At 46.6% G+C, this 22,420-nt stretch carries 20 protein-coding genes; 7 read left to right on the top strand and 13 right to left on the bottom strand.

The features are described 5' to 3' along the window. The first annotated feature begins 242 nt into the window (after positions 1-242). The 3 genes from KIO97_RS00280 (at position 243) to KIO97_RS00270 (ending at position 3,781) form a co-directional block, all read left to right on the top strand. Complete coding sequence (locus tag KIO97_RS00280) at positions 243-1,391, top strand: S-(hydroxymethyl)glutathione dehydrogenase/class III alcohol dehydrogenase (protein WP_045371086.1); 1,149 nt, start codon at positions 243-245, stop codon at positions 1,389-1,391. Between the two features lie 157 nt (positions 1,392-1,548). Then, the gene (fghA, locus tag KIO97_RS00275) at positions 1,549-2,388 is read left to right on the top strand and encodes an S-formylglutathione hydrolase (protein ID WP_005428252.1); all 840 of its coding nucleotides are present in this window, start codon (positions 1,549-1,551) and stop codon (positions 2,386-2,388) included. A 202-nt stretch (positions 2,389-2,590) separates the two neighbouring features. Beyond that, complete coding sequence (locus KIO97_RS00270) at positions 2,591-3,781, top strand: BamA/TamA family outer membrane protein (protein ID WP_285380400.1); 1,191 nt, start codon at positions 2,591-2,593, stop codon at positions 3,779-3,781. 49 nt (positions 3,782-3,830) lie between these two features. Here the strand turns inward: KIO97_RS00270 and KIO97_RS00265 are convergent, their stop codons facing one another. Continuing rightward, complete coding sequence (locus KIO97_RS00265) at positions 3,831-4,202, bottom strand: DUF805 domain-containing protein (protein WP_005428270.1); 372 nt, start codon at positions 4,200-4,202, stop codon at positions 3,831-3,833. A 281-nt stretch (positions 4,203-4,483) separates the two neighbouring features. On the opposite strand from KIO97_RS00265, the gene KIO97_RS00260 reads away from it, so the two are divergent. The 3 genes from KIO97_RS00260 to KIO97_RS00250 are packed head-to-tail and all read left to right on the top strand — an operon-like array spanning position 4,484 to position 6,451. Continuing rightward, complete coding sequence (locus KIO97_RS00260) at positions 4,484-4,948, top strand: oxidoreductase (protein WP_045383154.1); 465 nt, start codon at positions 4,484-4,486, stop codon at positions 4,946-4,948. Next, positions 4,945-6,036, top strand: a complete 1,092-nt coding sequence (locus KIO97_RS00255; RefSeq protein ID WP_005428320.1) for a GGDEF domain-containing protein — start codon at positions 4,945-4,947, stop codon at positions 6,034-6,036. Before KIO97_RS00260 ends, KIO97_RS00255 begins: the two co-directional genes overlap by 4 nt. A 10-nt stretch (positions 6,037-6,046) precedes the next feature. Further along, on the top strand, positions 6,047-6,451 hold the full coding sequence (locus KIO97_RS00250; protein ID WP_285380397.1) for a hypothetical protein: 405 nt from the start codon (positions 6,047-6,049) through the stop codon (positions 6,449-6,451). 101 nt (positions 6,452-6,552) lie between these two features. On the opposite strand, the gene KIO97_RS00245 is transcribed toward KIO97_RS00250, so the two are convergent. The 3 genes from KIO97_RS00245 to yidD form a co-directional block, all read right to left on the bottom strand. After that, the gene (locus KIO97_RS00245; RefSeq protein WP_285380395.1) at positions 6,553-7,350 is read right to left on the bottom strand and encodes a Cof-type HAD-IIB family hydrolase; all 798 of its coding nucleotides are present in this window, start codon (positions 7,348-7,350) and stop codon (positions 6,553-6,555) included. Between the two features lie 150 nt (positions 7,351-7,500). Further along, a complete protein-coding gene (locus KIO97_RS00240) occupies positions 7,501-8,466 on the bottom strand; it encodes a DUF3137 domain-containing protein (protein WP_285380394.1) in 966 nt (321 codons plus the stop codon). Between the two features lie 31 nt (positions 8,467-8,497). Continuing rightward, positions 8,498-8,848 carry a membrane protein insertion efficiency factor YidD gene (yidD, locus tag KIO97_RS27015; RefSeq protein ID WP_079401627.1) on the bottom strand — a complete coding sequence of 117 codons (351 nt, stop codon included), beginning with the start codon at positions 8,846-8,848 and terminating at the stop codon, positions 8,498-8,500. Positions 8,849-9,094: 246 nt separating this feature from the next. On the opposite strand from yidD, the gene KIO97_RS00235 reads away from it, so the two are divergent. After that, on the top strand, positions 9,095-10,774 hold the full coding sequence (locus KIO97_RS00235; RefSeq protein ID WP_285380392.1) for an RluA family pseudouridine synthase: 1,680 nt from the start codon (positions 9,095-9,097) through the stop codon (positions 10,772-10,774). A gap of 214 nt (positions 10,775-10,988) precedes the next feature. On the opposite strand, the gene KIO97_RS00230 is transcribed toward KIO97_RS00235, so the two are convergent. From KIO97_RS00230 to KIO97_RS00190, 9 genes are all read right to left on the bottom strand, one after another. After that, a complete protein-coding gene (locus tag KIO97_RS00230; RefSeq protein ID WP_005434790.1) occupies positions 10,989-12,329 on the bottom strand; it encodes an MATE family efflux transporter in 1,341 nt (446 codons plus the stop codon). Between the two features lie 210 nt (positions 12,330-12,539). Then, positions 12,540-13,562, bottom strand: coding sequence for a LacI family DNA-binding transcriptional regulator (locus KIO97_RS00225; protein WP_285380390.1), 1,023 nt, complete (start codon positions 13,560-13,562; stop codon positions 12,540-12,542). A gap of 134 nt (positions 13,563-13,696) precedes the next feature. Beyond that, the gene (locus KIO97_RS00220; RefSeq protein ID WP_041059454.1) at positions 13,697-14,791 is read right to left on the bottom strand and encodes an ABC transporter ATP-binding protein; all 1,095 of its coding nucleotides are present in this window, start codon (positions 14,789-14,791) and stop codon (positions 13,697-13,699) included. A 2-nt stretch (positions 14,792-14,793) separates the two neighbouring features. Then, positions 14,794-16,140 carry a GH1 family beta-glucosidase gene (locus KIO97_RS00215; protein ID WP_285380388.1) on the bottom strand — a complete coding sequence of 449 codons (1,347 nt, stop codon included), beginning with the start codon at positions 16,138-16,140 and terminating at the stop codon, positions 14,794-14,796. Positions 16,141-16,163: 23 nt separating this feature from the next. Next, positions 16,164-17,048 (bottom strand): carbohydrate ABC transporter permease, encoded by an 885-nt coding sequence (locus KIO97_RS00210; RefSeq protein WP_012130277.1) that lies wholly within the window; start codon positions 17,046-17,048, stop codon positions 16,164-16,166. A gap of 1 nt (position 17,049) precedes the next feature. Next, positions 17,050-18,039: a carbohydrate ABC transporter permease gene (locus KIO97_RS00205; RefSeq protein ID WP_285380386.1), complete on the bottom strand. Its 990-nt coding sequence runs from the start codon at positions 18,037-18,039 to the stop codon at positions 17,050-17,052. Positions 18,040-18,101: 62 nt separating this feature from the next. After that, on the bottom strand, positions 18,102-19,349 hold the full coding sequence (locus tag KIO97_RS00200) for an ABC transporter substrate-binding protein (protein ID WP_039840760.1): 1,248 nt from the start codon (positions 19,347-19,349) through the stop codon (positions 18,102-18,104). Positions 19,350-19,371: 22 nt separating this feature from the next. Then, a complete protein-coding gene (locus KIO97_RS00195; protein WP_050905446.1) occupies positions 19,372-20,376 on the bottom strand; it encodes a LacI family DNA-binding transcriptional regulator in 1,005 nt (334 codons plus the stop codon). Positions 20,377-20,857: 481 nt separating this feature from the next. Then, positions 20,858-22,183, bottom strand: a complete 1,326-nt coding sequence (locus KIO97_RS00190) for a carbohydrate porin (RefSeq protein ID WP_285380382.1) — start codon at positions 22,181-22,183, stop codon at positions 20,858-20,860. Positions 22,184-22,420 lie beyond the last annotated feature (237 nt).

The following is a 22,420-nucleotide window of genomic DNA, read 5'->3' as shown; positions in this document are numbered from 1 at the left end:
CAACCGCAGTTGAGGTCAAACGGCAATGCGATTTTTCTGGTACTTATTTATTTGCTTGCACAGATAACAGTTCCAACTGCCCATTATTACATATGCGTAAAAATCATTTTCAATTTAACCGGATTATCATTTTTCGTGAAACACCTAAAATGGGCACCAACAAAACGACGCAGCGCAGAGAGAAACACTCAACTACGCTTATGACGTCACTCTATATACTGAGAATATAAAGGAAACATCCAATGGCACTTGAAATCAAACCAGGTCAAACTCACATTAAATCAAAAGCAATGGTTGCATGGGCTGCAGGTGAGCCGCTAAAAATGGAAGAAGTTGATGTACAACTTCCAAAAGCTGGCGAAGTTCTTGTTCGCATCGTTGCTACTGGTGTTTGTCACACTGACGCATTCACTCTATCAGGTGACGATCCAGAAGGTATCTTCCCTTCAATCCTTGGCCACGAAGGCGGCGGTATCGTTGAAATGGTTGGCGAAGGCGTAACAAGCGTTGAAGTTGGCGACCACGTAATTCCGCTTTACACAGCAGAATGTGGTGAGTGTAAGTTCTGTAAATCTGGCAAAACAAACCTATGTCAGGCAGTTCGTGAAACTCAAGGTAAAGGCCTAATGCCAGACGGCACAAGCCGCTTCTCTGTAAACGGTGAGACAATCTTCCACTACATGGGTTGTTCTACTTTCTCTGAGTACACAGTACTTCCAGAAATCTCACTAGCAAAAGTAAACAAAGAAGCACCACTTGAAGAAGTTTGTCTTCTAGGTTGTGGCGTAACCACTGGTATGGGTGCGGTACTAAACACAGCTAAAGTTGAAAAAGGCGACACTGTTGCTGTATTCGGTCTAGGCGGTATCGGTCTTTCTGCAATCATCGGCGCTCGTATGGCTGGTGCAAGCAAGATCATCGGTGTAGACATCAACGAGAGCAAGTTCGAACTAGCAAAACAACTTGGCGCCACTGATTGCATCAACCCACAAAAATTCGACAAGCCAATCCAAGACGTTATCGTTGAGATGACAGACGGTGGTGTTGACTACTCATTCGAATGTATCGGTAACGTAAACGTGATGCGTCAAGCACTTGAATGTTGTCATAAAGGTTGGGGTGAGTCAGTCATCATTGGTGTTGCTGGTGCAGGCCAAGAGATCTCAACTCGTCCATTCCAACTAGTAACTGGTCGCGTATGGCGTGGTTCTGCTTTCGGTGGCGTTAAAGGCCGCTCAGAGCTTCCAGAAATCGTAAACCGCTACATGGCTGGTGAGTTCGGTCTACAAGAATTCATCACGCATACAATGGGTCTACAAGACGTAAACGAAGCGTTCGAATTGATGCACAAAGGTGAATCGATCCGTACTGTTCTTCACATGGATAAATAATCCAAGATAACAGCTCACGTAATGTGACTGATATTTGAAAATTTGAAATAGGCTCTCTTCTTTCTTGAACACGTTTTCTTTTGGGAAGAGAGCTATCCGCTGTCTTTAACGGTCTTGTCCGCCGTTAAAAAATCATTGTTTTATCGAGAGATTATCCATGACCATTGAAAGCCTAAGCCAAGCCAAAGTATTCGGTGGTTGGCATAAACAGTACACTCACGAATCTCGCGCTTTGAACTGCAACATGCGCTTCGCGATCTTCTTGCCACCAAATGCAACCAAATCAAACCCAGTGCCTGTGGTTTACTGGTTGTCTGGCTTGACGTGTACCGATGAGAACTTCATGCAGAAAGCCGGTGCGTTTCGCATGGCGGCTGAGTTAGGTATCGCCATTGTGGCACCGGATACCAGCCCACGTGGTGACGACGTTGCAGACGACGAAAACTACGATCTGGGTAAAGGCGCAGGTTTCTACCTAAACGCCACTCAAGAGCCATGGTCACGCCACTACCATATGTACGATTACATCACCAAAGAATTGCCTGCGATCATTGAAAACAACTTCCCTGTTTCAGATGTTAAGTCGATTTCGGGTCACAGCATGGGTGGTCACGGTGCAATCACCATTGGTCTGAAAAATTCAGATCAGTACCGTTCAATTTCAGCGTTCAGCCCAATCAGTAACCCAATGCAATGTCCTTGGGGTCAAAAAGCGTTTACCGCTTACCTAGGCACTGATATCGAAAGCTGGAAGCAGTACGACGCAAGCGAGTTGCTAAAGCAAGCAAAATCACCATTGCCAATCTTGGTAGACCAAGGTGATGCCGATAACTTCCTTGCTGAGCAATTAAAACCTGATGTGTTACTGGCGGCAGCAAAAGCCCATGATTCTGAAGTCGAACTGCGTATGCAGCCGGGTTACGACCACAGCTACTTCTTTATCTCGAGCTTTATCGCTGATCACTTGAACTTCCACGCTAAGTACTTATTTGCTTAACGCCGACTTTAACGCTGCAAGCAAATAGAAAAGCGCGGAAAACCAAACGGTTTAATAATCTTCTCTATACAAAGCCATCCAATTATTGGGTGGCTTTTTGTGTTCTAAAAACACTCACTTTACCTTTACATAACTCCATTGAAATTTAGCGAAATGACGTCTAACTTGTAATTGAACATCATTCAATTACTGCTAGCACTCTATGAAAAAAACAACGTCAGTCCTGTTAACCTCGACTTGCTTCGGGTTGTTAGCGACCTCTCCTATTGCCGAGGCGATAAGCTTTTTCGATCCCATTGATGGGCAATTGGATATGGGCGAATACCTTGCTGAAAACGCCTACGGCTTTTTGCCAGTACCTATTGTGATTACCGAACCTGCTGTCGGCTACGGCTTGGGTTTTACTGGTGTGTTTTTGCATGAATCCGATGAGCAGCGAGAAAAAAGGCGCAAACTGGCGGAAACCTCACTCGATGGCGGTGCTCAACTTTTGACTCCTGCTATTACCGCTGTGGGTGGCTTCGCAACCGAAAACGGCACTTGGATGGGGTTTGCTGGCCATCGCCGCACTTGGGCACAAGACACGGTTCGTTACCTTGGTGGCGTCGGTTATGGCGACTTCAATATGACTTTCTACCCGCAATCTACGCTGCCGGGTTTAGACAGCGTATTCAATGGTCAGGGATTAGATTTCGAGATTACTGGCGGCGGCATGCTCAATCATCTTCAATACCGCATTATTGATGCGCCGCTGTTTGTTGGTGTGAAGCAGCTCTATTTCGTTACCGATCAGAAAATCGCCAACTCTCCTATTGCAGACAAACTACTGCAAACACTGACCAATACTTCCCCCACTACCTCCGGATTAGGGTTGACGCTAGAGTGGGACAACCGAAACAACTTCTTTAGTCCCACTCAAGGCTACAACTACAAAGCGGAGTTCCTATGGTACAACGATGCCATTGGCAGTGATTACGAATACGAACAATTGGATGTGGAAGGGATTAACTATTGGGAGTTGGCAGACGATTGGTCGTTGGCACTGCGAGGACAATACAAGTCTCTTTACACCGATGAACGCTTTCTACCACCAGCGTCTTACCCTGATATCGAACTGCGTGGCGTAGCGAGAAATCGCTATCAAGGTGACGAAACCTTATCAGTGGAGTCTCAACTGACTTATCAGTGGAATACTCGTTGGTCGACCAATATCTTTGGTGGCTTTGGTTATGCGTCAACAAATGAGTCGCTATTCGAACATGATGCAGAATACGCTTATGGTGTCGGCTTTCGTTACCTCATCGCCCGCCGTTACGGCTTACAAGCAGGCATGGACGTCGCCTTTAGCGATGAAGACAGCGCCGTCTATTTCCAAGTGGGCTCAGGCATCTAAGCCCACTCTAATCAAACCATCCAAGCAACCGCCATCACGTCTGTCATTATCACGACTGATATTTAGGGTTCGCGCCGTATTGGTTCGAGCCTTCTTCACTGTCTTGAATCAAGAAGTACAACAGCACCAAAATACCGATGATTGGCACAAAAGCGATTAACGCCCACCAACCTACTCTTCCTGAATCGTGTAGACGACGTACAGTCACCGCGATCGACGGGATCATAATAAACAGCGCATAAATCACACCGAAGAAGCCAAAATTGTCCATTTGCATTACGCTGCCAATGACCCGATCGATGATCCCCATCACCAAATTGACCAACACATTGACTAACGTAAAGTACCAATACTCTTGGCGTCTTGCCCTACCACTAAAGTTGGTATAGTTGAGGATAACTTTGTAGTACCAATCAAACATATCGTCTCTCCTAATGAGATGAAAGTGTCGCGAAAGTTAGACAACGCGATGCAAAATGCGCACAAAATGAGCGAAATAACATATTCATTCAATAGTTGTATTTTTAACTCTGCTATTAACCTTGACGTATATTCCACCAACGGTTACTTTTCACCCATAACGTATTATATAAATTCATCAAGTTGGCTCTATTATTAATAACTATATAACCGAGATTTCAGCAGATCGATCCTATGACGCGATCTTGCCGAAGCAAGGGCAATAATTTCAAAGGGCACAAGATGAGAAAAACAGTAGTACTCGCTTTACTTTTGTTTGCACCCACACTTTTTGCAAACACGATACAGTTTAGCAGTATAGAAAAGTCCAATATCGTTGTGGCACTGTCAGACCTTGAGTCGATGCCTCAAACCACTTATACCACCGCTCTGCCTTGGCTTGAAAAGCCCGCCGAGTTTAATGGCGTAAAACTCAGTACACTTTTACAGCACACACTCGGTGAAGTCCCTCAGCACGTCGAAGTCCGGGCAATGAATGATTACCATTCCTATATTTCACGTGAAGACATCCTTCGTTACCAACCTATCATTGCGTATAAACAAGACCATAATTACATCAAGGTTCGCAATAAGGGACCATATTGGCTGATCTACCCAGTCACAAAATACCCAGAGCTTGATGTCAGTTACTACCACTCCCAAATGGTTTGGCAAATCAATAGGATCAGTACGAAAGAAGAAGAATGAAAGTACAGCCCAACGTTCCCAAGCAGGGACCTTTTTCATCCCGAAGCAAAGCCTTACTTCTGATTTTTGCTTCCACACTACTGGTAGCCAACATAGTGCTACTGCAAGAAACGCGCGCACTGACCAAAACCTATTCGGATCAACAAAACCAAGCGACTTGGTTTTTATTTCATTTATCCAAAGAGTTATCGGAACTGGTTGGTGAAGCTAGGCGCCTAAACGAAAGCATCAATAATTTTGATAGCGCCGAATTACAATACGAACTCGCCTGGAGCCGCTTTGACCTTTTGATTCATAACAAAGAAGTCGATTCTTTCCTCTCCCGAGAAGAGGTTCGTGTCTACTTTATTTCCTTGTTTGACCGCTTTCAGCAGCTTGAGCCCATTTTAGTCGAAGCCAAAACTGGTAACAGCGTTGCGGCCAGTCAGTTTTATCGCGCAACACAAAATCTCTATATGGAGATGATCGATTACGTTACCCAGCACTTCCGTGTCGCGAGCCCGCTTTATAAGCAGCAACAGAAACAGGCCTATGACCTACTTCAAGCGCAATACCTCTTGCTAGGCATCTTCGTTATCACGGTAGCCTTAATGACGTATTTCTATAAACAGGAATCGAAGTTCCACAAAGCGCTTGCATTAAGCGACTCACTGACCGGTTTGGCTAACCGAAGCGCTTTGTTTATTGACCTACAAAACAAGCAGGAGTCAGGAACGACCTTTTCCCTGCTTTTGCTTGATTTAAATGGTTTTAAAAACATTAACGATACGCTAGGACACCAAGCGGGTGATATCGCATTGACCGAAGTCGCCGAGCGCTTGAAGCATATGGCTCTGGATAACTTTAAAGTCTATCGAATGGGTGGAGATGAATTTGCAGTCGTGATTAATTCAACGGTTAAGCAAGATATCGAAGAAGCGAAGCGTCACATTCATGTGGTGTTTGAGAAGCCTATTTTTGCGTCTGACCAAGCAAGCTCTCTATCAACCAGCCTCGGCGCGGCATGCTACCCGCAAGACACCGACAACATTGACTTCCTGATCAATTTAGCGGATAAGCGCATGTACAAAATGAAATTCCAACGTTAAACGGATAACCATGATGAAAAACTTCATGCGAGCAGTGCTATTACTGCTAGTGATCGCGATAGGTGTGCTGGCTTGGGTGTTTATCCCATCGCACGAAACTGTAGGTGCGAAAACTCTCGAAGAAGCACTCAACGACAACTACACGCTGGTTGGCCATCGCATTCATTCTACAGACCCTGACGCGGGTAACATGTTTGGTTACTTTGTCGTGTATAAAGGCGCAAGCACGGATGATTTGGAACCGTTTTTGATGACTTCTGATCAGTTTATTCGCATGGAGCAAACCGGTGACAACACGCTAGCCCTCACCGTGAATGGTCGCATCTACCGCTACCATAACGACCTGTGGGTAGAGAACCCAGATGGCAAGTTGCAACATTGGTTTGTCAGTGCGACAGCGAAATACGTCCGCTAAGTAGGCGCATACTTAGCGTCAGATACTTAGCTTCAGATAAACAAAAGCCCCGCTCACCAAGTAGCGGGGCTTTTTTATGTTCGAAATTGGCGAGGCAGAGATTACAGCACTTTCTCTTTGATCACTTTCATTACGCCAGAGTCACGATTGCTTGGTGCTGAGAAGCGTGCGATTTTCTTCACCGCTTCGTGCGCGTTTTCCATCGCGTAGGAATGCTCGCTCACTTGCAGCATCTCTAGGTCATTCAGATAATCACCGAACGTCATGGTCTCTTCAGGACCAAAACCCATGGTTTCTTGAAGATGTTTGATGGCCGCACCTTTTGATGCTTCAGCATTCATGACATCCAGCCAAATCTTCGCACTCACCACCACTTGATGCGTGTCATCAAACTTCGCTTTCATGGTTGGGTACACTAACTCTTCCGAGCCACCAAAATGACAAATCGCGACCTTGATGAATTCATCATCTACGGCCAATAAATCTGGCACGTATTCACAACGGTGGTAGTATTTCTGGAACTCCTCCAACGCTTTCGGGTCTTGAGTTTCGATGTATGCAGAGCGCTTACCACACAGCACTAGGTGCGTACCTTCAATTTCGCGAGCCGCTTGAATGATCGCATCGATTTCCGATTGTGGAATGGTGCAACTGTATAACTCTTTGTCCTGGTACATCACCAAGGTGCCGTTTTCCGCCACGTAAATTATACGATCTTGGATCGGTGCAAACGTATCGCGCAAACTGTAATACTGACGACCCGATGCCGCCGAAAACAAAATGCCCTTCTCTTCTAGCTGCAAAAACAGATCAAAGAACTCAGGGTCTAAACGACCATATTGGTCAAGCAAGGTGCCATCCATATCGGTGGCGATGAATTTGATGCTAGCTTGTGACATGACTTTAACTCAAAAGTGAAGCAGCTCAGGTCACTCTTTGAATGAAAACAGGCTGCAAAAAATAGTCACGCTAAGGTACAGGATCTTGGATGAATCTCAAGCTGAAATCACCGAGTCTTTACCGAGTTTCAGCTTGAGAATAACAGGGGATTACGCCGTTTCTACGACACTATCAGGCTCCATCATTGTTCGCATAAGATCTAAACTGCGAACCGTGCCAATCAAGAAATCCAACTCACGATAAATCTCCGCGACCGCTTCAAACTCACCCGCAGGTTCATCCAATTTAGGCTCAAACAGCTCTTTCCAATGCGAGATGGCGATGTAGAGCTTTCCGTTTACTTGAGAAAGCGACAAGCTAGAAAACTCACTTTCACGACGAAAAGTCAGCACACGCTCCATCAATTCATCCGTTAACAATTGCTTTGCCGTGTTTAAATCGTCGCTATACACCTCATACTGCTGGTCAAATTCTGGATTGCCCAGTCGGACTCGTTTACCTATTTGAATCTTGAAGAAGCTATCCCACAACTTTTCGCGCAAGGTTGGCGTATCATCACGATCAGTCAGCACAAAGGTGCAAATGTCTTCATTCATCGGAACGTCGATTTCGCAAAACAGCCCCGCAAAAAATACGTGATGCTTACTCGAACTGTCACTTCCAGAGCTGATGAGCTTTGATGCTTGAATCTCAGACATCACCACTTTGGCTTCACCGATGGTACCCGAAATAAAATCATCACTTTCGAAACCATCACAGCGGTCTAAGTACAAACCACTACGTTCAAAGGTATCTTTGTCAAGCTTGCGGCTTGGGTCCCAAGTCAGTGAAGGCTCAATGTGTGCCAACAAACTCTGCATAATGTATTGCTTGTAGGTTGTACGATACTCATTGTGCTTTTTGTTGAAGTAAGCCCAACCGCCGAGCAACAATGCCAAGAGCACAAACATGGTAGCGAAGGTGGCAATATCAAAAGCCACTGCTCCAAAGAAAACACACACCGCGACACCAAGAAACTTGCGGCGACGAAGCGCTTCTAAACGTAAAGCTTCCAGCGGTTCGAGCTTATGTCGCAAATCATTTTCAAACAGAGTTTTGAGTTGATCAGTGGTCATCACATTCCTTTTTATTTACGTACAGAGTCCATTACCAACAATTGCAAGGTGAATCATTGCCACCGCTACAGGCATCACTCGGGACGCAATCCAAAGAGTTGCATCCCATATCCGTTACACAAGATGAGTCTTTGTTCTTACGCCGCTTGCGATTACGGGAAGGTTCCTCAGTTTGAAGACGCTGATGAGCATGTCTACAGCGTGTAAACTGGTCTTGAACACTGGTATAGCTAGAAAACACGCCTTTACGTTGAATTATTTTGCTGATGGCTGCAGAACAAGAATCCGTGCCGTAGTACACCGCATGAGCACAACGGAACCCTTTGTGTGGGGATAAATAGCGTTGATAAAATCGTATCAATGCCAACACCAATTTCGACATGCTTTTCCTTTTGCATCTAATAAATCATTCGAGAACAACGCTCTTTCTTATCAATCAAAACAGTACATCACTCAAATTAATCATTTCAAACGCAATCCTAATTTCTGCGTTCTAAGCGATGAAAATCATTGAGATAAGGAGTCATAGCGAGCCGATACCGTCAGCCCAGGAGCGCCTTCGAATAGCAATCACAGCCAAAACAGGTACAATCCGTGCTCGATTTTTATTTCGCGCGGACCCACTCTCATGCACTCGCCTGAACAATGCTTTACTCGATTTACTGCGGATATTTCTGGCTACGACTTGCCAACGCAGTTTACGTTTCCGTTCTACTACACGCCTCATCCATTGTGTGTGTTGGCTGCCGAGCAATTGCAGCAGCACCTAATGACACAAACTGATTTCGAACACGATTTCGGTCTTGAGGATGAGCAAAACGGACGCGGCAAAATGTTCGGTGTTTTGCTAGTGCGTAACCCGCAAGGTGAGCTTGGCTATTTCAGCGCTTTCTCTGGCAAGATTGCCGATCAAAACTTGCTTCCGGGTTTTGTTCCGCCCGTATTCGACATGCTGACAGAAGAAGGCTTCTTCCGAGGTGAGACAGATGCTATCAATGCTGCGAACGCGGAATACAAAGCCTTTGCTGCCAACCCAGAATTGGCACAACTGAAAGCAGAAATCAAAGCCGACCGCGAAGCGTATCAGCAAGAAGAAAATGCCCATCGCCAAGTGATGATTGCCGGTCGTGCAGAACGCAAACAACAGCGCAAACAAGGCGAACAAACCCTGTGTCAAGAAGACTTAAAAACACTACTGGATGATTTGGGTAAACAAAGCGTCGCTGAGAAGAATGTACTCAAGTACCTAAAGCAAGCTTGGGACGCAAAACTCGCAATCAAAGAAGCGCGCTTAGCCGAGTTAGAACAAAAGCTTACAGAACTTAAAGAGCAGCGCAAAGACTTGTCTAATGCTCTGCAGCACAAACTGCATCAACAATACCGCTTCTTGGATAACCACAGCGCAGAGCGCGATTTGGTGGATATTTTTGCTCCTACTACCAACCCAGTACCACCCGCAGGCGCTGGAGAATGTGCCGCGCCGAAACTGCTTCAGTTCGCATACAAACATGGTTATCAGCCACTTGCATTGGCGGAGTTTTGGTGGGGCGTATCGCCGAAATCTGAAGTGCGTCAGCACAAGAAGTTCTACCCATCATGCAACAGCAAATGCCAACCTATTTTGGGGCATATGCTGCAAGGCTTGGATGTCGAACCAAACCCATTAGCAGAGAACTGGGCGGAAGATAAAGAGTTGGAAATTCTGTTCCAAGACGAAGCCATGGTGATCGTCAACAAGCCTTCGGGCCTGCTTTCCGTCCCGGGCAAAACCATCAAGGATTCGGCATACACACGCCTGCAAGCGATGTTCCCAGATGTAGAAGGGCCGTTCGTGATTCACCGCTTGGATATGGCGACGTCGGGGATTCTCGTATTTGCTTTAACCAAACGCGCCAACAAGAGTCTGCAAAAGCAGTTCATCACTCGCGGCGTACAAAAGCGCTACATGGCACTGCTTGAAGGTGTATTAACCGAACCTGAAGGTGAAATCTCGCTCCCGATGCGTGGCGATCCAGATGACCGTCCACGTCAGCTAGTGTGCTTTGAGCACGGTAAACCTGCAGAAACTTACTGGCAGCTGATTGAAGTGAAAGACGGACGCAGCAAGGTGTACATGTACCCAAAAACTGGGCGAACCCACCAGTTACGTGTGCACAGCGCGCACCATATGGGCTTGAATATGGCGATGGTTGGCGACGGCTTGTATGGCGAAAAAGCCGACCGTTTGCATTTGCATGCGGAGATGCTGGAGTTGGACCATCCGTACAGCAAAGAGCGTATGTGTTTCCAAGCAGAATGTGAGTTTTAAAGCGGCTTATCCATGCAGAATAGATAGCAAAAAGGCACTGAATTTCAGTGCCTTTTTTACGTAAAGAGCTAGTAAGAGATTCCCGACTGCGCTCCTCCGTCGCTATCGGGAATGACGCGTTATAGAACAAGGTTTCAAATCACCATAACTAAACATTGTCATTCCAGAATCGAGGAACGAGATGTCTGGAATCTCTGGTTTTTGTAAACAGAAGTTAGCTTACTTTAAACTTAGTCCATACTTGAGAGCGCCAGCGTCTTGCCATGATGATACCGCGCACCCATTCATCCAACGCAATCGCCATCCACGCACCAATAACACCGTAGCCTAAGTGAATACCCAAGATGTAAGAGAACACCACACCCAAGCCCCACATGCTGAGAATACCCATCTGTACTGGGAACTTGATATCACCAGCGCCTTTCAGTGCCGAGATAAAGATCAAGTTAAACACGCGACCAGCTTCTAGCACGATGGAGCCCATCACCAATGCGCCCGCCAATGCCAAGATTTCTGGCTGATCGGTAAACACGCTCAGAATCTCTTCGTGGAACAGGTAGATCAAACACGTTGCCGCCGTAGACGCTGCAAAGCCGACCAAGAAGTAGATCTGCACGCGTTTCAAAATGCTGCTTACCCAACCTTTACCTATGTAGTAACCCGTCTGGATTTGAGCCGCCTGACCAATCGCTAGCGCAAACGCGAACGAGAAACGTGCGATGTTTTGCGCATAAGTAAATGCGGCAAGCGACGATGTACCCATTTGCACCACAAAGTAGACGATACAGATTTGCGCCATGTTGTAAGACAACACTTCACCGGCGTTCATGCCACCGATTTTTAAGATCTTTTTGAACACGTCTTTCGGCACTTGTTTGAGCTTAGACATTGGCAGCTCGATGCTGCTGCGTTTCAAAATCACGCCCAACAATAATGTACCAATGACTTGGCTCACTACAGTCGCCACTGCAACGCCTTCAACACCATATACAGGCAAACCAAACGGCTGGTACAGCGCAATGTAGTTGCCGATGATGTTGAACACACCAGAGATTAAGTTAACCACCATTGGCGAGCGTGAATAACCGTGGCTACGCAAAATTGTGGTAAAGACGATACCGATTGTGACGTTGAATGTCATCGCACCACTGATCAGCAGGTACTCGCGCGCATATTGCTCAACCTGAGCTTCTAAGCCGTAATACGGCAAAAAGAACACCGCGCCAATCACGGCCAGGACACTCAAGAAAGCGCCCACAATCACCGACAAAGCGATACTGGCAACACCGACATCAACGGAGTCTTTCTCACGTCCTGCGCCATTGTATTGCGCGATCAAGATACCCGTGCCGCTGCTGACAAAGGTAGAAACGATGATCAGGAAAAACGTTAACTGTGTGATTACCCCAACCGCAGACACGGCTTTGTCTGAGTAACCACTCAACATGAATACGTCACTGGTTCCTAAAGCCGTCCGTAGCAAAATTTCGACAAGTATCGGCCAAGCCAATGCCACAATGGACATACGTTGGTTGATATTCTGGCTTTTAGGCATGTGTTTTGGACCTTTCCTACAACTAAAACTGCCCCACAGAAAACTGTGAGGCAGTTCAAAAAATTAGATTTCTTAGAATTTGGCTATTTTGATAATTGCGCACTTAACCACCAAAATGCAGGCGCGAATTCTAGACGGAGTTTGGTCACAAATACAACAAGATTTCGTCGAGTTTCGGAAAATATTTTCTAATGGGTTTGGCGACTTATCTCAACTTGATTGGCGGAACTTAGACACCGTTGATTGGCGGACGATCAGATCGATCGGAGGTAGACGCACTTCATGCCTTTCACCACTCAATAAATTGAGAATGGACTCGGCACAAATGGCTCCAACTTCTTCAATAGGCTGTCTCAGTGTGGTAAGCGCAGGCGTGAAATATTGTGAGGTCGGTAAGTCATCAAAGCCGATCACAGACACATCCTCTGGCACACGAACGCCGTGGTCATGCAGAGCCTTGATCGCCCCGTAAGCCGTTTGGTCATTGGCAGCAAACAACGCAGAGAAATGCACTTTAGATTCGAGCAATTCCACCGTTTTTTGATAGCCAGACTCACTGCTGAAATCACCTTGTTTGACTAATTTTGGCATGACTTTAATGCCTGCCTCTTGTAGAGCGTTCTTGTAACCAACAAAGCGAGCCACCGCATCTGGTTGATTCAAAAGCCCTTTGATATGAGCGATGTTCACGTGGCCTTGTTGCATCAAATGCAGTGTCGCCATGTATCCGCCCAATACATTATCTATATTTATGGATTTAACCTTATCTCCAATGACATTGTATCCAACCGCGACAACAGGAATTCGCTGGGCATATGCCAAAATCTGCTCTTCCGTCAAACTGCCCGTCACGATGATCACCCCATCCACATTACTTTTCGCTAAATACTCCAAAGCGTGTGATTCGAGTGTGCGCTGCCAGTGCCCGGTAGCAATCACTAATGAGTAGCCCTGCGCATTAAGCACCTTCTCCATATCGTTCAGGATTCGACTGGTGTGTGGACTCTCAGGGTGTTGAATAAGCACGCCAATGGTCATCGAACGCGTGTTAGTGCCCTGACACATTTGATAATTTGGTTTATACCCCAGTGACTTGATCGCTTTTTCTATGTTTTGGCTTTTATCGTCAGAGACAAAGGTCGTGCGATTGAGGAAACGTGATACGGTGCTCGGTGACACACCCGCCAACTTGGCCACATCATAGATGGATGCCGCTCTTTTTTTCTTTTTCATTGTAGGAATTTTCCCAGCAAGCTAATAACAAAAATATAAGTTGCAGCGGGGGACGCGACAACATTTTGATATGGGAAATGAGAGCTAGATAAGTCGCCAGTACGCAAGCGCGCACTGGCTTTCATATCGGGGATTTAGAATGTCGCGAGCGAGTTTTCACTCAATGCATCAAATAGGTGAATTGCATCCAAATCCAAGTACAGAGTTAGCGTATCCACATCCACTTCTGCCGCTTGTGTTTCAACCATAAGCGGCTGACCTGCGATTTCTGTTTTCAGTAGAATACTCGCGCCCAATAGCTCCTTGTCTTTGATTTTAACTGGGAACGGCAACACGCGGTCGTGGTCCACTTGCTCAGCACGCAGATGGATGTCGGTTGGACGAACACCAAAGTGCAATGCTAAATTCTTCGAAGCGTGTGCTTTGAAGCGCTCTGGCAGAGGAATACGAACATCACCCAGTTCGACTTCCCAATTGCCCTCTTCACCAATCAGTTTGGCGTCCAACATGTTCATCGATGGGTTACCAATGAACTGCGCCACGAACTTGTTTGCCGGACGTTGGAACACTTCTGTCGGTGTGCCAACTTGAGCCACGTAACCGTCTTTAAGGATCACGATGCGATCTGCCAATGTCATCGCTTCGATCTGATCGTGAGTTACGTAAATCGTGGTGGTTTTTAGCTCGCGATGCAGCTGCTTGATCTCTTCACGCATCACGCCACGCAGTTTGGCATCCAAATTCGATAATGGCTCATCAAACAAGAACACCTTAGGCGTACGAACCATAGCACGTCCCATGGCAACACGTTGGCGTTGACCACCAGACAGCTCTTTTGGTTTGCGATCCAACAGTGCATCCAGCTCAAGCATTTTCGCCGCTTTACGTACTTCAATATCGATTTGCTCTTTCGGCATCCCTTTTAACTTAAGAGCAAAAGCGATGTTCTCGTAAACCGTCATATGTGGGTAAAGCGCGTAGCTTTGGAACACCATCGCAAGATCGCGGTCTTTGGCATCGATTTTGTTCATCAACTTATCGCCAACGTAAATCTCACCGCCAGTGATGCTTTCCAAGCCCGCCAGCATGCGTAGCGTAGTCGACTTACCGCAGCCCGATGGACCAAGGAAAACCACAAACTCACCATCTTGCACCGTGAAATCGAAGTGTTTCACGACCTCGACATCATCGTAGGATTTCTTGATGTTTTTGAATTCGACTTTTGCCATTACTAGTTCTCCTCTGCTCGGTCCAGCAGCATGTTACGGTAAGCAATTGCGCTCGCTTTCAGGGTGCGCTTTTGCGTTTGGTAATCCACGTGAACAATGCCAAAACGCTGCTTATAACCGTAAGCCCACTCGAAGTTATCCATTAAGCTCCAAGCGAAGTAACCATTCACATTCACACCTGCTTTAATCGCAGCATCCAAAGCAACTAGGTGCTGCTGGAAGTAACGCACGCGCTGCTCATCATTCACTTCGCCATCAATGCAATGATCATCACCTGCTGCGCCGTTTTCAGTGATGTAAAGTGGTGGTAAGTTCGGGTAACGGTCATTCAAACGCAGAAGCAAATCTGTCAGTGCTTGCGGGTGAATCTCCCAACCAATGAATGTGTGCTCTTGCTCTGGTTGAGGTACCGTTTCAATATCGCCATGTTCGTTGTAGCGCACGACACAACGGGTGTAGAAGTTAATGCCGATAAAGTCCAAATCGGTCTGGATGATGTCGAGATCGCCTTCCAGAATCATTGGCATGTTGTGCGATTGGCGCTCTAAGACAAGCTGCGGGTATTCCCCTTTCAACACAGGATCCATAAACCAGTGGTAACCTTCCGCATCGCTGTACTCTGCCGCACCGATGTCTGCATCGCTATACGGGTAAGCGGGTGTCGCGTTGAACACACAACCGTGCATCGCATTTGGTGCGTTCTTGCGCATGTGTGGAATCGCCAGACCATGTGCTAGCATCAAGTGGTGCGCAGACAAGAAACCTTCACGCTCGCCCTTAAGGCCAGGAGCATGTTCACCCCAACGGTAGCCTAGATAAGCAGAGCAGAACGGTTCGTTCAATGTCGCGTATGAATCAATCTTATCACCGAAGTAAGCACTAACTACCTTCGCGTATTCCTCAAACTTGTAAGCCGTTTCTCGGTTTAGCCAACCGCCTTTGTCTTCTAGGTATTGCGGTAGATCCCAATGGTAAAGCGTAACGAAAACCTTCAAACCGCGAGCGTGACACTCATCGATGATTTGCTCGTAAAACTTCAAACCTTCTTCATTCACTTTGCCATCTTCAGGGATGATGCGTGGCCACGCCATCGATAGACGGTAAGCGCCCACACCCAAACCTTGAATCATCTCAATGTCTTGCTTCCACAAATGGAAGTGATCACATGCCACGTCGCCATTATCTGCGTTATCAACTGCGCCTGGCTTATTGCAAAACGTGTCCCAAATCGAAGGCGTACGACCACCTAGCTGAGCACCGCCCTCAATCTGATAAGAAGAGGTTGCGACACCAAATAAGAACTCTGGGCTACGTAATTTTGAATCTTGTGGTAGTTGGAATTTATTCATTGTTATAAAACCTTTTGTTTCGCTTAGCCCTTGACGGCACCAGAGGTCAAGCCGCTGATCATCTGTTTTGAGGCAAATAAGTAAGTAATCACTAACGGTAAAATGGAGATGGTGGTTCCGAGCATCACCGCTCCCCACGGCGTATTCGGAATGCCCTGCACGCTTCGCAGTGCCTGCGTAATCACGTAGTTTTCTGGCGTTGTCAGTACCACAAGTGGCTGCATGAACATGTTCCAGAAGAAAACAAACTGCACGATTGCTAGGGTTGCGAGCGCCGGTTTCATCAGTGGCAATACCACGCTCCAGTAAGTTCTAAATTCACCCGCGCCATCGAGCTTCGCCGCTTCTAACAGCTCTTTCGGAATCGATGCCACTACGTGCTGACGCATCAAGAAGATGCCAAATGGCGTGGTGGTGAACGGTAACCAAACCGCAAGGTGGTTATCGAGCAAACCGAGGAACTTCACGATCATAAAGTAAGGGATCAGGCTCAGTACTGGCGGAATCATCATCGAGCCAACCAACATACCAAACAGCACGTTTTTGCCTTTGAACTTGTAGACTGCAAACGCATAGCCGCCCATGCTACAAAACAGCAGTGAAATCGTGGTGCCTAGGAACGCGATGTAGATGGAGTTAAACATCGCCTGCCAGAACGGCATGATTTCCAGTAGCTTTGCGTAGTTCACCGCAAGGCTGTCACCAATCGCAAAGCTGATGCCTGTGCCGAAGATTTCAGTACGGTCACGCGTCGATAGCAACGCCGACCAAATGAACGGGAACACAGTCATGATGGCAGACACCACCAACACAGTGCCGAGCATCACCATCAGTATCTTGGTAAAGATCTCGATGCTGCGATCGCTAGGACGCCAACGCTGCGCCGCAGGTAAAGTGTTAGTACTCATCTTATTGCTCCCCTAGACCTTTCTTACCGAAGAAGAAGAATTGAACCGCTGTACAGCCTGCAATCAAGGTAAAGAGCAGCCATGAAATTGCTGACGCTGTACCCATTTCTAACCATTCCCAACCCACTTTGTAGAGGTACATAGAGATGGTTAAGCCAGACTGACCCGTACCACCAGTACCGCGCGTCAGAACAAATGGTTCTTCGAACAACTGCAAGTTACCGATGATGGTCATGGTGACCGCAAAGAAGATGAATGGACGAATCATTGGTAGTGAAATGCTCCAGAATCGACGCCATGCGTTTGCGCCGTCCATACGAGCCGCTTCTAGGATGTCTTTCGGAATCGTCATCAAGCCAGTGGTGTAAAGCACGATGTTGAAACCAGTGTATTTCCAGAACACCATGATGGCGATGGAAGGCTTAACCATGGTCGCGTCATCTAACCAACGGATTGGCTGGAAGTCGTTCACCCAAGAGAATGCCCAACCAAACAAGGTACTGTCTGCCAGTACCATCAAGCTTTGGTTGATGATGCCCGAGTTTGGTGAGTACATATTGAAGAAGATAAGCGACGCTGCCACCGTAGATGTGATGAACGGTAGGAAGTAAGCCGACGTCAACCAATGACGGAAACGGTCACCCAGCGACACCAAGATGTACGCCACAGGTAAGGCAACTAAGTGTTGAGCCACGCCTGATGTGATCGCTAGCCAAAGCGTGTTTTTCAGTGAGCGCCACAGCCACGGGTCTGTCAGTGCAATGTGGTAGTTTTCGAACCCCACATAGTCCATAGCGCCCAAACCCTCGACTGGGTTCCACTCATGAAAAGAAAGAAAAATAGAAAACAGCAACGGAAAAATTCCGAACACTGAAAAGATGATCAAAAACGGCAATAGGAATCCATACGGTGTAAGCGCTTTCAAATTCAGACGAGAAAAAATGCTCTTACTTTCTGGAGTTTCCATAACCTTGCTCGCTGCATGATTCATAGTAACGACCTCTTACCCAGAAGGGGGACATGCCCCCTTCCTGCCTTAAGTATTGGCAAAAATTACAGATTACGTGTACGACGCTTGATCATGCGCTCTGCTTCTTTAAGCGCAGTCTTAATGTCTTTACCTTCATCCAGCACTTCCATCAGTGCATTCTCTAGGATGATAGAACGAGCAACGTGATCGCCTTTCGCTGGTGCCACTGGCTTGATGTTCTGCGCCACTTCAGCAAACAATAGACGCGCTTGCTGACCACCTAGGAATTCGATTTTCTCTTCGAACATTGGGTCGTCGTAAGTCGTGGTGTTAGCAGGGAATGCTGCAATGGTTTCGAAGTGTTTAAGCTGAATATCACGCTTTGTTGTCATGTATTCGATCAGCTTCCAAGCTTCATCTTGGTGTTTAGATTGGGTTGGGATAGATAGGAATGAGCCACCCCAGCTTCCGTAAATACCATCAGGAAGGTTAGACACGCCCCAGCTGCCTGCTGTTTCTGGCGCAATCCAGTTGTTTAGGTGACCAAGTAGCCAAGCACCAGAGAGCTGAGTCGCAAATGTGCCGTTACGGAAGCCCTCGTACCATTCGTTTGACCACGCTAGAATGCGACCATCCAAGCCTTTGTCACGGATCTCTTTTGCCACTTCGAACGCGTGCACAAAGCGCTCAGAAGTCACGACTGGGTTGCCGTCTTTGTCGAAGTACAGACCTTCACCTTCAGGAACTGTGGTGAAGATGATCGCTTGTGCCACATCCGCAGCTGAAGCGATCAGTTGAACATTTTGCTGCTTAAGTTTTTCACCTGCGGCGATGTAAGAATCCCAGTCTTTGATCGCTTCGTTAATATCAATGCCCGCTTTTTCAAAAATGTCTGTGCGGTAGTACATTACGCCAGGGCCTAGATCGACAGGCATGCCGTACACATCACCGTCAGCACCTTTACCTTGCGCCCATGCGTAAGGAGCAAAACTCTCTGCGTATTTATCAGCGCCATAATTTTCAGACAGATTTACCAAGCCGCCCGACGCCACAAATGGACCAATCTTTTCTACATCAACAACAATCACATCACCTGCACCAGAGCCCGTCGCCAAGTTGGTTGTCAGCTTCGTATGGTGGTCACCGTGGTTATTCATTAGGTAATCCACTTTAATGCCAGTTTCCTTCTCGAAATCCGGTAGCAGCACTTTCAAGCTACTATCAAAATCAGGGAAACCATCGAAGCGAATTTTGGTTTCATCAGCCGCATTTACCGTTGCAGCAACACCCAAAGCAGCGGTCATGGCAAGCGTCAAAGTTTTCAGTTTCATGTTGTTGTCCTTAATTATCGTTTTATAGGGTATGCAGTTCCTTGACTGAACTTCTTGACACCAAGCTTGGCGACAATTTGAAGTTCACATCTCGTTTATTTTTATTGAGAATTTGAATCACGAGCTGGACAGCTTCAGCGCTCATTTGCTCAATAGGGAAGTTAACTGTGGTTAGGGCTGGCGTGAGGTAGCGTGCAAATAAAATGTCATCAAACCCCACCAAAGAGATTTGCTCCGGAACGTTTACACCATTGGCTTTCAGCACTTCGTAAGCACCGAACGCCATATGATCATTACACGCAAATACAGCAGTAAAATGACAATCGCGCTTCAACAGTTTACGCATTGCGCTTTCCCCTGATTCTTCGGTAAAACCGGCCTCGGACACCAACGCTTCGTCATACTCGATTCCCGCTTCTTCAAGAGCCTTGCGGTAACCTTGTAGACGCCCCCGTGCGTCAGATTTGTCCAGAGGACCGGTGATACACGCTATGTTGCGATGCCCCATTCGCAACAAGTATTCGGTCGCCAACTGACCACCAAATTCGTTATCGATCTCAATACAGCATTGCGCCATTTCTGGAATAAAGCGATTCACCAGTACCACCGGAATGCCTTTTTCTTTAAGATCGATTAAATAATCATCCGTCAGGTTTTGTGCATGCAAAATGATGGCATCCACGCGTCGTCCAAGCAGAAATTCCACTGACTCACGCTGACTTTGCTCAGAGTTTGAACCTGCAGTCACCACCACGTGGTAACCGAAACGGCGCAGACGCTCTTCCATGCTGTGCAAAATGCCAGAGTAAAATGGACCACCAAGCTCTGGCACGATGATGCCAATACTGCCAGTGCGACTAGACGCCAAAGCCTGAGCGATTGAGTTTGGACGATAGCCAAGTTCTTGAATCGCTTTCTCGACTTTCAGCTTCTTATCGTGACTTACACGGCTAGTGCCATTAATCACGCGAGAAACCGTTGCCTGAGAAACCCCTGCGTATTCAGATACATCTTTAATCGTCGCCACAAGAAACCTCTTCCACCTGAGCATCAAGATTCAATTTTGCTTCGAGATGCATTTCTCGAAACCGCTTTCATGGCAGCTAGTATTTCTTATCCACTGGGGTGTTATCGTGAGAGAAATCACACCGAAATCCCTTTAGATTCGGGCAATATCGGAAAAAATGAAGCGGTAGGCAGTTTCCTTTCACGCTATGAAACTGTTTCATGAAACGGTCATTTCACGTTCAAATGAGATTCAATCAAGGCATTGATTTCACAACTCTTTAATAAAGATCTCTGCGCAGTTTTTTAAAGCATAGAAACAAAAAAAGAGCCGCAAATGCGGCTCAAAATAGGGTCAATAATGGACAGTATGGTTTTCACTGGCTGCAATGAACACCATGACTAAATAGAGAGAGTTAAGAAATAAATCAGTGGTAGAAACCTAATAAATCTGCCTTCAGTGCCTACCACTGTTACATGGACAGTAATTAATTAGACTCGGTTTACCACCAAGCTTCCCACATAGCACCTACGCTAAATGTGTCTTGCTTAGGGTCATTGTTGGTTGCTTTGTTGTCGACCTCACCTGCCGTCGCGTAGAAGCGGAGCATCGGACGAGCGCCAGCACCCCAATCAAACGAGATATTTTGCGATAGCGTCACTTTCCAGCCTGTGTTGTCATCATCGGCACGTGCGTAATCAACCATTTGGTAACCCGCTTCTAGCCAAGTCGAGTGAACATCATTCCAGAAGTACATCGGACGGACGATAGCACTGTAGTTAGTACGCTCATCTTCAAGCTTGTTTGAACCGTCAATTGAGTAATCGTGATATGCCAATAGGTATTCAACCGCAGCGTTTTCACCAAGGTTTGCATTACCTTCAAAGCTTGCGTAAATAGTTGTTAAGTATTCTGTTTTCCAGAATACGCCGTTGTCAGCGTTATCAGAATAACGCAACACTAAACGGTTTGATCCGCTGTCGTTTGCACGAGAAATCACCGCACCCAGCTGGTAAGCATCAATGTGTTCTGAGCTCTCAATTGCTTCTGAATCAAAACCATAGTTCGCGTAAAGCTCTAAATCAGCAAAGCCCATATCAATGCCGTGCAGTTTAGACGTGAATGCATACACACCGCTATCACCCGTTCCAGAGCCACCAGTACAAGAGATTGAAGGGTTTGATCCCGGAGTGATTTCCGGGTTACAGCTTTCAACCGAAGCAACCACACCAAGGTCAAGTTTGACGGAACCAAGCTCAAGGTTGTCGATACCGCCACCTTGACCATCGTGCATCATCCAAAAGTAATCGTTGATGCCCTGTTGTGGACGCTGATGGAAATCACGACCAGCCCAAATGTAAGCGTTCGGCTGACTCTCTAGTACATTCGTAACGCCTGCATAAGCCTTTTTCAGGTTCACCTCGTCACCCCAGTGATCGAACATCACCACAACATCCCAGATTGCGCCACTGTCATTCTTAAATGCTTTTGCTAACTGGAATTCACCGCCATTGCCTTCGTTACCTAATCGACCAATAGCGGATGAGCCGTTAAAAGAGCCATCAACCATCACGTACTTTTGGTCGCCCCCTTGGTAGTGAGCACCGTAACGAGCATAACCAGAGAACACAACGCCATAAGGAATCTCAATGTCCGGCGTTAATACCGCTGGTTGTTGGTCATCGACATAAGTTGGGTCAATGCGTTTCTCCAGTTCTTGAATACGTTTTTCCAAAGCTTCTACATCAGAATCGGCAGCAAAAGTAGAAAGAGAAGCAAGCGAAGTGGCCACTGCAAGAGTGAGAGGTAAAACCTTTAAGTTTTTCATGTGATTTCCCTAAGTTTTTGTAGGTGTAATTATTTCAATAGGGATCTTAAGGAATGAAACGTTTGAAAAGTCGCTACTGCTTCACATGGTACAAGCACTCGAAATGACATGAAACAACGCATGAAACTAGCGCCGTATTTTGTTAATGAAAATCATAATGTTATTAGCTTCTAATTTATCATTCATATTTTGAAATCGCTTTCATTTCACAGAAATGTTTAAGAATAATCACGTTAA

Origin of the sequence: Vibrio sp. B181a, from assembly GCF_030248375.1 — a bacterium.
GTDB lineage: Bacteria > Pseudomonadota > Gammaproteobacteria > Enterobacterales > Vibrionaceae > Vibrio > Vibrio campbellii.
The sequence above is the reverse complement of the archived record's forward strand: the minus strand, read 5'-3'. Positions and strand labels throughout refer to the sequence as shown.